We start from the raw sequence: 15805 nt of genomic DNA, 5'->3' as shown, positions 1-15805 counted from the left end.
TGGTGAGGCGTGATCACCGCGGACGGGGTCCGCGCCCGCTGTCAGGGGCGGGCGGCGGAGGGTGCCCGGTGCTCAGCCGGTGCGCCGGGCCGGGCCGTGGTAACGGGGGTGACGTGGATCGTGGAGGGTGTGGTCGCGGGCCACCGCCGCCACCGCGTCGGACAGCCGGTCCAGCACCGCTGCCGCCTGCTCGTCGCTGATCGTCAGCGGAGGGAGCAGCCGGACCACGGCGGAGTGACGGCCGCCGAGTTCGACGATCAACCCCCTTTGCAGACATTCCCGTTGGACGGCCGCAGCGAGAGCCGGCGCCGCCGGGCGCGGGGTGCGGAAGGGCTCCGGGCCGCTCGGTGCCGAGGACGGATCGGCGGTCGCGGACGGATCGGCGGTCGCGGACACGGGGGCCGGGGCGGAGCCGTCCGCCTCCGGGTCGACGAGCTCGACGCCGATCATCAGCCCCCGGCCCCGCACCTCCCCCACGCACGCGAGGTGACCGAGGTCGTCGCGGAGCCGGGTCAGCATGCGGGAGCCGAGGTCGGCGGCCCGGGCGGCGAGGCCGTTCTCACGGACATGGGCGAGGGTGGCGGTGCCTGCGGCCATGGCGAGCTGGTTGCCGCGGAAGGTGCCCGCGTGGGCGCCGGGATGCCAGACGTCGAGGTCGTCGCGGTAGACGATCACGGCCAGGGGGAGGCTGCCGCCGATGGCCTTGGACAGCACCATCACGTCCGGGGTGATGCCGCTGTGTTCGACGGCCCAGAAGGCGCCGGTCCTGCCCACTCCGGTCTGGACCTCGTCGGCGATCAGCGGGACGGACCGGTCCTGGGTGATCCGGCGCATGCTGCGCAGCCAGCCGTCCGGTGCCGGGATCACCCCGCCCTCCCCCTGGACGGGTTCGAGGATCATCCCGGCGGGCAGCGGGACGCCCGACTTGGGGTCGTCGAGAAGGGACGTGGTCCAGCGGACGGCGGTCTCGGCGCCGCCCGGCCCGCCGATGCCGAAGGGGCAGCGGTAGTCCTGCGGATAGGGCAGGCGGGTCACCTGCACGTCGGGGGCGCCGCCGGAGGCGGCCAGAGCGCCCGCGGTCATGCCGTGGTAGGCGCCGGTGAAGGCGAGGACGCCGGTGCGGCCGGTCGCGACCCGGACCAGCTTGAGGGCCGCCTCGACGGCGTCCGTGCCGGCCGGGCCGCAGAACTGGACGCGGGCACGTCCGGCGAGACCGGGCGGCAGCGTGCGGAACAGCTCGGTGATGAAGGCGTCCTTCACCGGGGTCGCGAGGTCGAGGACGGAGAGGGGGGCGCCGGAGTCGAGGACCCCGCGGACGGCTTCCAGGACCACGGGGTGGTTGTGGCCGAGGGCGAGGGCGCCGGCGCCGGAGAGGCAGTCGAGGTAGCGGCGGCCGTCGGCGCCCTCGATGGTGAGTCCTCGTGCCCTGACCGGCACGATGGGCAGCGCCCGGGCGTAGGTGCGCGCCGAGGATTCGCGCGCCGACTGACGCCGCAGGATCCCTTCGTGCACGGCCGGCGCTCGTCCGGGCAGCCCTTCGGCCACCGACTCCGTAACGGACACAGCTCGTGGTCCTCCCCGCTGTTCAGAGGCGTGTTGACGGCGGGGACCGGACTTGGGCAGCGGGCCCCCCACCGCTACAACCGCCGACCGCTCTACGGGTTACGGCCTGATTCGAAGTCCTTTTCGCCGGACCCCGGGTCCGCCGTCGGGAGCGGCGTGGTGATGAGGAGGCGTCAAGTCGAAAGATCCAGTAATGGTTGGCCAGGTCAGACGGCTTGTAGCCGAACCGTTGCCGATCCGTGGGAAGTCCCCCACAGCGAGCGCATAGTGTGTGATGCCGTTCCCAGTTGGCCGTGGGACCGCGTGAACTCCCCGGGGGTTCATCGCCGGTGGCACGGCCGAAGCGCCGAGTTCCTTCACCACAGGGGGAGTCCAGACCATGCGATCCATACGGCCGCCGTTCACCGCTCGGCGAGGGAGGGGCAGCCGACGTACCTCCCCCGCGCTGGCGGCGGTCGCCCTCGTCTCGGCGCTGGCGCTGACCGCCACCGCCTGCAACGGCGACGACAAGGCCGACGGCAAGCCGACCGCCTCCGCGACCGCGGCGAGCACCGGCGACGGAAAGATCAAGATCCCGGACGACCTCAAGGAGAGGCTCAAGGAGCACGGGATCGACGTCGACAAGTGGAAGAACGGCGCCTGGCAGAACTGGAACAGGGAAGACTGGCTGCGCGAGGCCAACGACTTCATCAACCCGATCATCAAGGGTCTGTGGGACCCGGACCGGATGCGCGACGCCGACGACCCGGACAAGGGCGTCGACGACAACGACATCTCCGGTGACCAGGGCGTCACGGACCCGACGCCGCAGCCGGTGAAGGCGCAGGCCGTCGCGCCGCCGTACCACACCAGTGCCGCCACCTCGGGCAAGGTGTTCTTCGACGCTCCCGAGGGCACCATGGTGTGCTCGGCGACGGTCGTGAAGGACCCGGCGCACCCGGGCAAGTCCAACATGATCTGGACGGCGGGGCACTGTGTGCACGCCGGCAAGAAGGGCGGTTGGTACCGCAACATCGCCTTCGTGCCGTCGTACAACAACGCGGGCAAGTCGGCCGCGCAGCTGGAGGGCGTCGGCCGGGCGGAGGTCGCTCCGTACGGTGTCTGGTGGGCGGACGCCGCGCAGACGTCGCAGCAGTGGATCGACGAGGGTGGCGAGACGGGCGGCAACGGAGCGTCGTACGACTTCTCGGTCATCCATGTGACGCCGGAGCAGGGCAGTGACGGCAAGTCGCTGGAGGAGACCGTCGGCGGGGCACTGCCGGTGAACTTCGACGCACCGGCCGTGCCGAAGGTGCAGGGCATCACCGCGACCGGGTATCCGGCGGCGGCTCCCTTCGACGGTCAGCTGATGTACCAGTGCCAGGACAAGCCGGGCCGGCTGTCGATCGACAAGGCGGATCCGACGATGTACCGGATCGGCTGCACGATGACCGGTGGCTCCTCCGGTGGCGGCTGGGTGGAGACGGGTGCGGACGGCAAGCCGGCGCTGGTGTCCAACACCAGCATCGGCCCGGTCAGCTCGGGCTGGCTGGCCGGTCCCCGGCTGGGTGACGTGGCCAAGGGCGTGTACGACTCGGTCAGCAAGAAGTTCGCCGGGCGGTAGCACCGTCCGCCGTGACAGAGCGAAGGCCCGCCGCCCCGAGGGGGTGGCGGGCCTTCGTGGTGTGCCGGGTCAGGCCGCGGAGACCGGCGCGTACGGCGCCAGGTCCGCCGCCAGCTCCTCGTGCACCCGGACCTTGAGCAGGGTGCCCTCCGCGGTGTGCTCCTCGGAGATCACCTCGCCCTCGGTGTGGGCGCGGGCGACGAGCTTGCCGTGGGTGTACGGCACGAGCGCGTCGACCTCGACGGAGGGGCGGGGCAGCTCGTCGTCGATCAGGGCGAGCAGTTCCTCGATGCCCTGGCCGGTGCGGGCCGAGACGGCGATGGAGCGCTTCTCCACGCGGAGCAGCCGCTGGAGGACCAGCGGGTCGGCCGCGTCCGCCTTGTTGATCACGACGATCTCGGGCACGTCGGTGGCGCCGACGTCCCGGATCACCTCGCGCACGGCGGCCAGCTGCTCCTCCGGGACGGGGTGCGAGCCGTCCACCACGTGCAGGATCAGGTCGGAGTCGCCGACCTCCTCCATGGTGGAGCGGAACGCCTCGACCAGGTGGTGCGGCAGGTGCCGGACGAAGCCGACGGTGTCCACCAGCGTGTGCAGGCGGCCGCTCGGGGTCTCCGCGCGGCGGACGGTCGGGTCCAGGGTCGCGAACAGGGCGTTCTCGACCAGGACACCGGCGCCCGTGAGCCGGTTGAGCAGGGAGGACTTGCCGGCGTTGGTGTAGCCCGCGATGGCGACGGACGGCACCTTGTTCCGCCGGCGCTCCTGGCGCTTGATCTCGCGGCCGGTCTTCATGTCCGCGATCTCCCGGCGCATCTTCGCCATCTTCTCGCGGATCCGGCGCCGGTCGGTCTCGATCTTGGTCTCACCGGGACCACGGGTGGCGAGGCCGCCGCGACCGCCACCCATCTGCCGGGACAGCGACTGACCCCAGCCTCGCAGCCGCGGCAGCATGTACTGCATCTGCGCGAGCGCGACCTGCGCCTTGCCCTCGCGGGACTTGGCGTGCTGGGCGAAGATGTCCAGGATCAGGGCCGTGCGGTCGATGACCTTGACCTTGACCACGTCCTCCAGCTGGATCAGCTGGCCGGGGCTCAGCTCACCGTCGCAGATGACGGTGTCCGCGCCCGTTTCGATGACGACGTCCCGCAGCTCGGCGGCCTTGCCGGAGCCGATGTAGGTGGCCGCGTCGGGCTTGTCGCGGCGCTGGATGACGCCGTCGAGCACGAGCGCGCCCGCCGTCTCCGCGAGGGCGGCCAGCTCCGCGAGGGAGTTGTCGGCGTCCTGGGCGGTTCCGGTGGTCCACACGCCGACGAGCACGACCCGCTCCAGACGGAGCTGGCGGTACTCGACCTCGGTCACGTCCTCCAGCTCGGTGGACAGTCCCACCACGCGGCGCAGGGCGGCGCGCTCGGAACGGTCGAACTGGTCGCCGTCACGCTCGCCGTCGATCTCGTGGCTCCAGGCGACGTCCTCTTCCATCAGGGCATCGGCCCGAAGACCTTCGGGATAGGCGTGCGCGAGGCGCTGGGTGTCCTGGGAAGGGGAAGAAGAGGAGGTCATTGGATCCTTACGTCGATGGGAATGCCGTTACGGCGTGTCCGGGAGGTACCCGGGCCGCTCGTGGTGTCCAACGCTCGGGTACCCCGGGAGATTCCCGTGTCCCGTGCGGCGCCGACCCGATGATGGTCGCACGGGACGGCACGTCTCGTCACCGGGTTATCGCCGGGTGTGCGCCTTGGCGGCCCGGTCGGGCGGCGCGCTCTTCCAGTCGGGGTGGCCGGGCATGGGCGGGGTCTTCTCGCCGTACAGCCAGGCCTGGAAGAAGCCGCTCAGGTCGCGGCCGGCGACGGCCGAGGCGAGCCGGACGAAGTCGGCGGTGGTGGCGGTGGAGTCCCGGTGCCGCTGGACCCAGAGCCGTTCCAGCCGCTCGAAGGCGGGCCGGCCGATCTCCTGCCGCAGGGCGTACAGCACGAGCGCGGCGCCGTCGTAGATGTTGGGCCGGAAGATGCTGATCTTCTCGCCGGGCACGGGCGCCTTGGGCAGCGCGGGCGGGCCGCCGGACTGGCGCCAGCGGTCGGAGGCGCCGTACGCGGCCTTCATGCGGTCCACCATGGGCCGCTTCGCGGTCTCCTCCGAGTACAGCGCCTCGTACCAGGTGGCGTGGCCCTCGTTCAGCCAGACGTCGGACCAGGTGCGGGGGCTGACGCTGTCGCCGAACCACTGGTGGGACAGCTCGTGCACCATGACGGATTCGACGTACCACTTGGGGTAGGCGGGCTCGGTGAACAGTTCCTTCTCGAACAGCGAGAGGGTCTGGGTCTCCAGCTCGAAGCCGGTGGACGCCTGGGCCATGAGCACGCCGTACGTCTCGAACGGGTACCTGCCGACCTTGTCCTCCAGCCAGGCGATCTGGCCGGGGGTCTTGGCGAGCCAGGGTTCGAGGGTCTTGCGGTCGGCGCTGGGCACGACGTCCCGGACGGGCAGGCCGTGCGGTCCCTGGCGGCGCACCACGGCGGAGCGGCCGATGGACACCTGGGCGAGTTCGGTGGCCATGGGGTGCTGGGTGCGGTAGGTCCAGGTGGTGGTGGTCCCGACGCGGTCCGCTCCGGCGGGCAGGCCGTTGGCGACGGCGGTCCAGCCGTTCGGCGCGGTGATCCGGAAGGTGAACATCGCCTTGTCGGAGGGGTGGTCGTTGCAGGGGAAGACCAGGTGGGCGGCGTCGGCCTGGTTGGCCATGGCCAGGCCGTCGGTGGTGCGCACCCACCCGCCCTCCTGGTCCTTGCCGGCGACGGGATCGCTGGTGTGCCGGACGGTGATCCGGGTCCACAGGCCCCTGTGCAGGGAGTGGGCCGGGGTGACGACCAGGTCCTCGCCGGCCGTGCTGAAGTCGGCGGGGCGTCCGTCGACCTCGACGCTCTGGACGGTGCCGTGGGCGAAGTCGAGGTTCACGCGGTCGAGGTCGGCGGTGGTCCAGGCGTCGATGGTGGTGACGGCCTGCAGCGGCTTGTCGTTGGTGCCGGGGTAGGTGAGGTTCAGGTCGTACGAGGCAACGTCGTAGCCGGGATTGCCCAGGTACGGGTAGAGCCGGTCGCCGACGCCCAGGGGCTCGGCCGGTGCCGCGGCGGCGACGAGGCAGACGGAGACGGCGGAGGCGAGCAGGGCCGCCTTCCGGTGCCGGGTGATCCGGGGCTTGGACCGAAGGCGAGGGGTGAGCAGCATGGACCACGGCTACCAGTGGCCGCGGGCGCTACGGCGGAGCCGCGCATCCGACCCACCCGAACGGGTTGGGGAGCGAGGTCCTTCCTGCCGCATGCCGGGCGCCCGGGCCGAGGTCTCCGGTCACCCTGCCGCGGGCCCGGACCCGGCCCTGCGGTCCGCATGTCGCGGGTCCGGACCCGGCCTTCGGTCACCTCGCCGGGCCGGCGCGGCGCGCGCCTGTCAGTGCTGGGCCCGGCCGACGTCGTACACCCCGGGCACGTCCCGCATGGCGCGCATCAGGCCCGGAAGCCGGGCCGCGTCGGGGAGCTGGAGGGTGTACGTGTGGCGCACGCGCTGCTGGCTGGGCGGTTCGACCGTGGCGGAGACGATCTCCGCGCCCTCCAGGGCGATCGCCTCGGTGAGATCGGCGAGCAGATGGGGGCGCCCGAACGATTCAGCGACCAGCGTGACCCGGCATTCGGCGGTGTCTCCCCAGCGCACGCCGATCTCCGCACGCCCCCGGCTCTTCATGGGCGCCACCGCCGCGCACTCCGCGCGGTGCACGGTCACCACTCCCCCGCGGACCGCGAAGCCGGTGATCTCGTCGGGCGGCACGGGCGTACAGCACCGGGCGAGCCGTACGGAGGCGCCCGGCAGCTCCGCGAGGACGTCGGCGCCTCGCGGCCGGGACGCGGCGACGGTGTCGGCGGGACCGGTGGCTTCGGCCGGCGCGCCGGTGGGGCGTGCGGGAGCCGCCTCCTCCTGCCGCCCGGGGCGGGTGCCGCTCGCCTCCCCGGTCCCGGCGTCGTCCCCGGGATGGGTCGCGAGCCAGCGCTGGATGGCGATGCGGGCGGCCGGGGTGTGGGCATGGTCCAGCCACTCGCGGGAGGGCTCGGAGGCGGGGTCCTGGCCCATCAGGAGCTGGACGGTGTCGCCGTCCTTGAGGACGGTGCTGAGCGTGGCGAGGCGGCCGTTGACCCGGGCGCCGATGCAGGCGTGCGCGTCCTCGCCGTACTGGGCGTAGGCGGCGTCCACACAGGTGGCTCCCTCGGGCAGGCCGAGGGTGCCGCCGTCGGGGCGGAACACGGTGATCTCGCGGTCCTGGGCGAGGTCCTCCCGCAGCGTGGACCAGAAGGTGTCGGGATCGGGGGCGGCCTGCTGCCAGTCGAGGAGCCGGGAGAGCCAGCCGGGCCGGGTGGGGTCGGCGCGCTCGCCGTCGGCCGGGTCGTCGGCGCCCGGGGCGTACGGGTTCCCCAGCGCCACCACACCCGCCTCGGCGACCTTGTGCATCTGGTGGGTACGGATGAGGACTTCGACGACCTGGCCGTCCGGCCGGGCGACGGCCGTGTGCAACGACTGGTAGAGGTTGAACTTGGGTACGGCGATGAAGTCCTTGAACTCCGAGACGACCGGCGTCATACAGGTGTGCAGTTCGCCGAGGACGCCGTAGCAGTCGGCGTCCTCGCCCACCAGCACCAGCAGCCGGCCGAAGTCGGCGCCGCGCAGCTGCCCCCGCTTGCGGGCGACGCGGTGGACGGAGACGAAGTGCCGGGGGCGGATGAGGACTTCGGCCTGGATGTCGGACTCGCGCAGCACACCGCGCATCTCCTCGGCGACCTCGGCGAGGGGGTCGGCCTCGCGCGCGGCGTTCCCGGCGATGAGCTCCCTGGTGTGCTCGTACTCCTCGGGGTGGAGGATGGCGAAGACCAGATCCTCCAGCTCGGTCTTGAGGGCCTGCACGCCGAGGCGCTCGGCGAGCGGGATGAGGACGTCGCGGGTGACCTTGGCGATCCGCGCCTGTTTCTCGGGGCGCATCACGCCGAGGGTGCGCATGTTGTGCAGGCGGTCGGCGAGCTTGATCGACATCACGCGCACGTCGCTGCCGGTGGCGACGAGCATCTTGCGGAAGGTCTCGGGTTCGGCGGCCGCCCCGTAGTCGACCTTCTCCAGTTTGGTGACGCCGTCGACGAGATAACGGACCTCTTCGCCGAACTGTTCCCGCACCTGTTCCAGCGTCACATCGGTGTCCTCGACCGTGTCGTGCAGCAGCGAGGCCGTCAGTGTCGTCGTCTCGGCGCCGAGTTCCGCGAGGATGAGGGTCACGGCGAGCGGGTGCGTGATGTACGGTTCCCCGCTCTTGCGCATCTGGCCGCGGTGCGAGGACTCCGCGAGGACGTAGGCGCGGCGCAGGGGTTCGAGGTCGGCGTCGGGATGGTGGGCGCGGTGCGCGTCCGCGACATGGCTGATCGCGTCGGGCAGTCTGCCGCGGACGGCGGGGCCGAGCAGTGCGACGCGGCCGAGCCGGCGCAGATCGATCCGGGGCCGGGACTTCCGGCGGGCCGCCGTGGGCGCCACGGACGGCGTCAGCGCCTGTGGCGCCGCGGGCGCTACCGGGCCAGGCGTCGCAGGGTTCGTGGCCTCCGCACTCATGGGCACCTCCGGCTCGTGGACCGGTGGACGGGGCCCCAAGGGCGTACGAGGCTCAGGGATGGCGACGTTCCCCCGTCCGTGCCGGTGCTTGATGCTACCGAGCCCAACACGCCCGACCGACCGCCTCCGGGCGAGCGTGAAACGGATCACCCATTCGAGCGACCGCGCCGAGGTTTAGGATTTACGCCAAGTGCCCTTGAGTCGGCCGGGGTTTCGAACGGCCGCGGCCGTGAGTATGTGCTGGTCCGTGCGGGCGGGGCCGCCGGTCTTCCGGTACGGCCGGTTCAGCGGACGGCGTCTTCCAGCCATTCGGCGTCGATCTCGCCCTCGGCGACGATCACGGCGGGTCCGGTCATCTCGATCTCCCCGTCGGGCCGCTCGGTGATGACCAGGCGTCCGCCGGGCACGTCGACGGTGTACGTCGCCGGGGTGCCGGTGACGGCCGGGTCGGCCCCGTCGCGCCGCGCGGTGGCCACGGCGACGGCGCACGCGCCGGTGCCGCAGGAGCGCGTCTCGCCGGATCCGCGCTCGTGCACGCGCATGGCGACGTGACGGGGGGCGCGGTCGACGACGAACTCGACGTTCACCCCGTCCGGGTAGGTGCCCGCGGGGCTGACCGGCGGCGGGTCGAGCAGCCGGCCGGCCTCTTCGAGGTCGGTCACGAAGGCGACGGCGTGGGGGTTGCCCATGTTCACGTTGCGGGCGGGCCAGCTGTGCTCGCCGACGCTCACCGTGACGTCCCCCTCGGGGAGGCGGGCGCTGCCCATGCCGACGGTGACGTCACCGTCCTTGGCGAGGTGGACGGACTTCACGCCCGCGCGCGTGGCGATCGTGAGGTCGCCTTCGGTCACATGTCCGGCGTGCTGGAGGTAGCGCGCGAACACACGGACGCCGTTGCCGCACATCTCCGCGACGGAGCCGTCGCCGTTGCGGTAGTCCATGAACCACTCCGCCTCGGCGGCCATGGCCCGGGCCTCCGGGTGCGCGGCGGACCGTACGACGTGCAGCACACCGTCGCCGCCGATGCCGGCCCGGCGGTCGCACAGGGCGGCGACGGCGGCCGGGGTCAGGTCGAGGGCGTTCTCGGGGTCCGGGACGATCACGAAGTCGTTCTCGGTGCCGTGACCCTTGAGGAAGGCGATCCGCGTGCTCATTCCTCGATCGTACGGGAGTGCTCCGCAGGTGGGCCGACGGAGGCGCGGGCCGGGGGAACCGCTCCTAGCGGAGTCTCGCCACACGCCAGACGGCGAGGACCACGACCACCGCGACCAGCAGGACGTAGCCGAGGACGACCCGCCAGTCGGAGCGGCGGCCGGAGCCGCGCGGCGGCAGACCGGGCCAGGTGTAGCCCACCCGGCGGGCGGCCATCATGCCCCAGCCGGCGGCGCACGAGCAGATCAGCAGGCCGAGCATGGCGATGACGGCCCCGCTGTCGCCGAAGTCGAAGGCGAGCGGGAAGGCGAACATCAGGGAGCCGACGGCGGAGAGCCCCACGATGGGCGCGAGCTGCCAGATGCGCAGCCTGCGCTGCGGGCGCAGCTCGACCTCGACCTCCGGGCCGCCCGGGTACATCTCCTCCGGCGACGGCCCGTCGGCGGTGACGACGCCGGGCGTCTCGTCGGGTCCGTCGTCGGCCAGACGGTCCTCGGCCAGAGGGTCTTCCGCCAGACGGTCGTCCGTCAGTGGATCTCCGGTCAGAGGATCTCCGGTCGGACGGTCCTCGATGTGCTCCCGGCCGTCACCCTCAGTGGTGACGTGCTCGGCGCTTTGCGCGGTGTCGCGAGGGCCGGCCTCCATCGCCACGCGCCCTCCCAACTAGGCTCCACTTGGTCGATCGAAGCTCGATGATGGCACGGCGCCGAAGGCCGGGATGACCGGCGGCGCATCCCGATGCCATCACGTGATCAGGCTGTGACCGGTCGTTCGACCAACGTCAGGGCCAGCTGCGGCAGTTCCCCGCGGTCCGCCGAGGCCCCACTGAGCCAGTGCACACGGGGGTCCCGCCGAAACCACGAATCCTGCCGGCGCGCGAAGCGCTTGGTGGCACGAACGGTCTCGGCCCGCGCTTCCGCTTCGGTGCACTCCCCCGCGAGCGCCGCGAGCACCTGCTGGTAACCGAGCGCACGCGACGCCGTGCGCCCCTCGCGGAGCCCCTGCGCCTCCAGCGCGCGCACCTCGTCCACGAGGCCCGCGTCCCACATCCGGTCCACCCGGCGGGCGATACGGTCGTCCAGTTCAGGACGAGCCACGTCGACGCCGATCTGGACGGTGTCGTAGACGGAGTCGTGCCCCGGCAGGTTCGCGGTGAACGGCTGGCCGGTGATCTCGATCACCTCGAGCGCCCGGACGATACGGCGGCCGTTGCTCGGCAGGATCGCGCGGGCCGCCTCGGGGTCGGCGGCGGCCAGGCGGGCGTGCAGCGCGCCGGGACCGCGCAGCGCGAGCTCCTCCTCCAGCCGCGCCCGGACCTCGGGGTCGGTGCCCGGGAACTCGAGGTTGTCGACCGCCCCGCGGACGTACAGGCCGGAGCCGCCGACCAGGATCGGCCAGCGGCCCTCGGCGAGCAGCGCGTCGATCCGCGCGCGGGCCAGTCTCTGGTACTCGGCGACCGAGGCGGTGACCGTCACGTCCCAGATGTCGAGCAGGTGGTGCGGGATGCCGCCGCGTTCCTCGGGCGTCAGCTTGGCGGTGCCGATGTCCATCCCCCGGTACAGCTGCATCGAGTCGGCGTTGACGACCTCGCCGTCGAGCTGCTGGGCCAGAAAGACGCCGAGATCGGACTTTCCGGCCGCGGTGGGACCTACGACGGCGATGACGCGCGGGGCGACGGATGCACTGCTCACCGCACCAGTCTCGCAAACCTCCGGACGGGCTCTCGATCGAGTTACGTGACGGCGCGTGAACCGGGTCGTTGCCCGTGGCGAGGTGCCGCCCGCCCGGACTGTGGGAGGCGGTGACCCGGGCGGCGCAACCCTACGCACCGGGTGACGCGGGAATTCCCCCGCACGAGTACCGTATGGAGTGGATATGGGCGTGTTTGCACGACTCCTCGGCAGGTCGAAGACGACGCAGGAGCCGTCGGCCGCCGAGGCCCCGGCCGGTCGCGAGCCGGACGAGGCCGAGGCGGTAGCGGAGTCGGCGGAGGCGAAGGGAGCCGAACCGGCGGCGGCGCGGGGCTCGGCCGAGGAGGAGCGTGAGGACGTGCCGGCACGGATCGAGGCCGGTACGGAGGACGACGCTTCCCAGAGCACCGGCATCCCCAAGCAGCAGTCCGCCGAGGAGGCCGCCGACAGCGAGGCCGGCGACGGCGCCCGCAGGTGACTGTCCCGTGAGGGAAGGTCCGTGAGGGAAGGTGGACCATGGGTCTGATGGACAACGTGAAGGCCAAGCTCGCGCCGGCCAAGGACAAGGTGTCGGATCTCGCGCGTCAGCACGGGGGCAAGGTCCAGCACGGTATCGACAAGGCCGCGAAGGCCGTCGACGAACGGACCAAGGGCAAGTACAGCGAGAAGATCCACGCGGGCACGGGCAAGGCGAAGGAGGCGATGGACCGCCTCGCGCACAAGGAGGACACGCCCACGAAGGCGGCCCCCACCGACCCGATGACTCCCACCCGGCCCGAAGGCCCGCCGCCGACCTCCTGAACCGGCAGCACGATGATCGTCCCGGCGGGCGCACCGAGGGTGTGCCGCGGCCGAGGACGACCGAAGGACGGCCGCGGAGCCGAACGGCTCCCGGCCGTCCGGCGTGTCCGCTAGGACCAGGTGGCGACCAGGTATCCCACGCCGTAGGGCGCGTCCTCGTAGAGCAGGTTCCCGCCGAGGTCCGCGCCCTCGGCGGCTCCCGCCAGGACCTGCCAGGGGGCGCGGCCCGCGGCCTTCAGCTCCTGCGCCAGCTCGGCGTCCAGCGCCCGGACCCCGGCCACGTCCGCGGCGCCCAGCACCCGCGCGGCCTCGGCGTCGAAGGGCGCCGCCCGCTCGTCGAGGTAACCCGGTGCCTTGACGGAGCGGCAGGCGCTGGCGTCTCCCATCACCAGCAGCGCCACCCGTCCGGCCCGGGCGCCGATCTCCCGTCCCACTTCGTTGCACCGCTCGGGCGCGAGCGGTTCGCCGATGCCGAGCCCCTCGATCGGGGCGTCCGCCCAGCCGGTCCGCTCCAGCAGCCAGGCGCCGACGGCCAGCGACGGCGGCAGCTCCCGCTCGGGGACGGTCTCCGGCGCGGCGCCCAGCCGGACGGCCACGTCGACCCCGAACCCGCGGAAGGAGCCCGGGGTGCCCTGCGGGAACGGACCGCGCCCGCTCGGCTCGGCGGGCCCGAGGACCACCAGCAGATCCGGGCGGGCGGCGGCGAGCACGCCGAGCGCGTCCGCGCACGCGGCGCGCGCCGCGTCCAGTTCGGGCGCGGCGCCGGCGGCGACCTCGGGCACGAGCAGCGGCGGACAGGGACAGACTGCGGCGGCGACAAGCATGATCGGCAGCGTACGCCGTCAGTGGCCGGTCGGCGCCGGGTCCGGCTCCTGCCAGGTGGACGGGAAGCGGTACCGGCGCACGAACTCCGCGCTTCCCGCGTTCCGGCTGCCGGCGAGTGTCCGGCTTCGGTCAGTCGCAGCCGCAGCCGCTGCCCGTGGCGACCGGCAGCGGCGCCGGCACACCGATCTTCGGCAGACCGAGCATGACGCCGGCCGGCTTGGCGGCCTCGGCGGCGTTGCGCTTCTCCCAGGCGTCCCCCGCGCGCGTGCGGCGCACGTCGAGGACGGCGCCCTCGGCGAGGAGGTGGTGCGGGGCGGCGTACGTCACCTCGACGGTGACCACGTCACCGGGGCGCACCTCCTGCTCCGGCTTGGTGAAGTGGACCAGGCGGTTGTCGGCGGCGCGGCCGGACAGGCGGTGGGTGGCGCCGTCCTTGCGGCCCTCGCCCTCGGCGACCATCAGCTCCAGGGTGCGGCCGACCTGCTTCTTGTTCTCCTCCCAGGAGATCTCCTCCTGGAGGGCGACGAGACGCTCGTAGCGCGCCTGGACGACCTCCTTGGGGATCTGGTCGTCCATCGTCGCGGCCGGGGTGCCGGGGCGCTTGGAGTACTGGAAGGTGAAGGCCTGGGCGAACCGCGCCTCGCGGACCACGTGCAGCGTCTGCTCGAAGTCCTCCTCGGTCTCGCCGGGGAAGCCCACGATGATGTCGGTGGTGATCGCGGCGTGCGGGATGGCCGCCCGCACCTTCTCGATGATCCCGAGGTACCGGTCCTGCCGGTAGGAGCGGCGCATCGCCTTCAGGACGGTGTCCGAGCCGGACTGCAGCGGCATGTGCAGCTGCGGCATCGCGTTCGGCGTCTCGGCCATGGCGGCGATGACGTCGTCCGTGAAGTCGCGCGGGTGCGGGGAGGTGAACCTGACCCGCTCCAGCCCCTCGATCCGGCCGCACGCGCGCAGCAGCTTGCTGAAGGCCTCGCGGTCGCCGATGTCCGAGCCGTAGGCGTTGACGTTCTGACCGAGCAGCGTGATCTCGGACACGCCCTCGGCGACCAGCGCCTCCACCTCGGCGAGGATGTCGCCGGGCCGGCGGTCCTTCTCCTTGCCGCGCAGCGCGGGGACGATGCAGAAGGTGCAGGTGTTGTTGCAGCCGACGGAGATCGAGACCCAGGCCGCGTAGGCGCTCTCCCGCCGGGTCGGGAGGGTGGACGGGAACGCCTCCAGCGACTCGGCGATCTCGACCTGCGCCTCCTCCTGGACGCGGGCGCGCTCCAGCAGCACGGGCAGCTTGCCGATGTTGTGGGTGCCGAAGACGACGTCCACCCAGGGCGCCCGGCTGACGATGGTGTCGCGGTCCTTCTGCGCGAGGCAGCCGCCGACCGCGATCTGCATACCGGGCCGCGAGGCCTTCCTCGGCGCGAGCCGGCCGAGGTTGCCGTAGAGCCGGTTGTCGGCGTTCTCCCGTACGGCGCAGGTGTTGAAGACGACGACGTCCGCGTCCCCGTCCGACCCCTCGGGCGCGCGCACGTACCCGGCCTCCTCCAGCAGTCCGGACAATCGCTCGGAGTCGTGGACGTTCATCTGGCACCCGTAGGTGCGGATCTCGTACGTCTTGGATGATCGAACGTCCACTGCCGGGCTCCGGTCGCTGCTGCTGGTCATGCATCAAGAGTAGGCGGTTCCCCGGAGCCCCTTCTCCCGCGCTTCCCGGAGGGAACGGCCCCGCTTCCGGGCCGACCGTCTACTCGTCCGACACACGCAGGATCGCGAGCGTGATGTTGTCGGGCCCGCCCTCCGCGATGGCGGCCTTCCACAGCTCGAAGGCCGCCCGGCTGTCGTCGTGCTCCCGCATCACCTCCTCGATCGCCTCCGGTGGCAGCGGATCGGTCAGGCCGTCGGTGCAGATGAGGTAGCGGGCGCCGGGGGTCAGGGGCTCGGCCGTGACGTGGGAGCGGACGGCCCGGTACGCGCGGGTGCCGCCCAGGCACTGGGTCACGATGGAGGTGGTGCGCCTTCCGGGTTCGAGCGGGGGGCTGTCGTCGACGCTCACCTGACGGAGCCCGTCCTCCGAGGCCGCGAGGACCCGGCTGTCTCCGACGTTGAACACCAGCAGCGAGTCGGGCAGGACGACGGCCCCGGCGACCGTCGTCCCCATGGCCGCGAACTCCCCTCCCGCGTCGCCGCCGGCGGCCTCGTACACGGCGCGGTTGCAGGCGTCGAGCGCGTCACGGACGGCGTTCTCGTCGCTCAGGGCCGGCCCGTTCATGGCGATCCGGCGCACGACCAGCGCGCTCGCCACATCGCCGCCGGGATGCCCGCCGAGCCCGTCGGCGACGGCGACGACGAGGGGCGTGCCGGCCGGGAAGACGAGGGTCTGCGGGCTCTCGGTCACCGTGGCGCACAGCGTCCACGGCCCGATCACGAGGCTGTCCTCGTTGCGTTCGCGGAGCAGCCCCGGATGACTCAGCGCGCTCACCGCCACGTACCGCATGGAACGCCACCGCCTTCCGCGCGGGAGGCACCGCCGACCCGGTGGCCCCCTTAC

Annotated in this window: 13 protein-coding genes; 3 read left to right on the top strand and 10 right to left on the bottom strand. The window is 72.5% G+C overall.

Features of this window, described 5'->3' with window-relative positions:
* Positions 1–72: 72 nt before the first annotated feature.
* Positions 73–1563 (bottom strand): diaminobutyrate--2-oxoglutarate transaminase family protein, encoded by a 1491-nt coding sequence (locus N8I86_RS27995; protein ID WP_263278969.1) that lies wholly within the window; start codon positions 1561–1563, stop codon positions 73–75.
* A gap of 379 nt (positions 1564–1942) precedes the next feature.
* Here N8I86_RS27995 and N8I86_RS27990 point away from each other — a divergent pair, with 379 nt between their 5' ends.
* A complete protein-coding gene (locus tag N8I86_RS27990; protein ID WP_185091621.1) occupies positions 1943–3166 on the top strand; it encodes a trypsin-like serine peptidase in 1224 nt (407 codons plus the stop codon).
* Between the two features lie 69 nt (positions 3167–3235).
* Here N8I86_RS27990 and hflX read toward each other — a convergent pair whose 3' ends face one another.
* The 6 genes from hflX to miaA form a co-directional block, all read right to left on the bottom strand.
* Positions 3236–4726 (bottom strand): GTPase HflX, encoded by a 1491-nt coding sequence (hflX, locus tag N8I86_RS27985; protein ID WP_073897735.1) that lies wholly within the window; start codon positions 4724–4726, stop codon positions 3236–3238.
* Positions 4727–4882: 156 nt separating this feature from the next.
* Complete coding sequence (locus tag N8I86_RS27980) at positions 4883–6385, bottom strand: M1 family metallopeptidase (RefSeq protein ID WP_073897737.1); 1503 nt, start codon at positions 6383–6385, stop codon at positions 4883–4885.
* Positions 6386–6604: 219 nt separating this feature from the next.
* Entirely contained in the window at positions 6605–8794 is a 2190-nt protein-coding gene (locus tag N8I86_RS27975; protein WP_263278968.1) for a RelA/SpoT family protein, read from the bottom strand.
* A 284-nt stretch (positions 8795–9078) separates the two neighbouring features.
* Positions 9079–9948 carry a diaminopimelate epimerase gene (gene dapF / locus N8I86_RS27970; RefSeq protein ID WP_073897741.1) on the bottom strand — a complete coding sequence of 290 codons (870 nt, stop codon included), beginning with the start codon at positions 9946–9948 and terminating at the stop codon, positions 9079–9081.
* A 64-nt stretch (positions 9949–10012) separates the two neighbouring features.
* Complete coding sequence (locus N8I86_RS27965) at positions 10013–10591, bottom strand: hypothetical protein (RefSeq protein WP_073897743.1); 579 nt, start codon at positions 10589–10591, stop codon at positions 10013–10015.
* A 107-nt stretch (positions 10592–10698) separates the two neighbouring features.
* Positions 10699–11637: a tRNA (adenosine(37)-N6)-dimethylallyltransferase MiaA gene (gene miaA, locus N8I86_RS27960; RefSeq protein ID WP_073897745.1), complete on the bottom strand. Its 939-nt coding sequence runs from the start codon at positions 11635–11637 to the stop codon at positions 10699–10701.
* 184 nt (positions 11638–11821) lie between these two features.
* On the opposite strand from miaA, the gene N8I86_RS27955 reads away from it, so the two are divergent.
* Both N8I86_RS27955 and N8I86_RS27950 read left to right on the top strand, forming a co-directional pair.
* Complete coding sequence (locus tag N8I86_RS27955; protein WP_263278967.1) at positions 11822–12115, top strand: hypothetical protein; 294 nt, start codon at positions 11822–11824, stop codon at positions 12113–12115.
* 38 nt (positions 12116–12153) lie between these two features.
* Positions 12154–12438, top strand: a complete 285-nt coding sequence (locus tag N8I86_RS27950) for an antitoxin (protein WP_073897749.1) — start codon at positions 12154–12156, stop codon at positions 12436–12438.
* A gap of 110 nt (positions 12439–12548) precedes the next feature.
* On the opposite strand, the gene N8I86_RS27945 is transcribed toward N8I86_RS27950, so the two are convergent.
* The 3 genes from N8I86_RS27945 to N8I86_RS27935 form a co-directional block, all read right to left on the bottom strand.
* Positions 12549–13262 carry a class III extradiol dioxygenase subunit B-like domain-containing protein gene (locus N8I86_RS27945; RefSeq protein WP_073897752.1) on the bottom strand — a complete coding sequence of 238 codons (714 nt, stop codon included), beginning with the start codon at positions 13260–13262 and terminating at the stop codon, positions 12549–12551.
* A gap of 130 nt (positions 13263–13392) precedes the next feature.
* The gene (gene miaB / locus N8I86_RS27940; RefSeq protein ID WP_263278966.1) at positions 13393–14922 is read right to left on the bottom strand and encodes a tRNA (N6-isopentenyl adenosine(37)-C2)-methylthiotransferase MiaB; all 1530 of its coding nucleotides are present in this window, start codon (positions 14920–14922) and stop codon (positions 13393–13395) included.
* Between the two features lie 79 nt (positions 14923–15001).
* Complete coding sequence (locus N8I86_RS27935) at positions 15002–15751, bottom strand: PP2C family protein-serine/threonine phosphatase (protein ID WP_263278965.1); 750 nt, start codon at positions 15749–15751, stop codon at positions 15002–15004.
* Positions 15752–15805 lie beyond the last annotated feature (54 nt).

The sequence above is a fragment of the Streptomyces albidicamelliae genome (genome assembly GCF_025642175.1).
Taxonomy (GTDB): domain Bacteria; phylum Actinomycetota; class Actinomycetes; order Streptomycetales; family Streptomycetaceae; genus Streptomyces; species Streptomyces albidocamelliae.
Note: the sequence above shows the minus strand (reverse complement) of the source record. Positions and strands in the feature narration are given on the sequence as shown.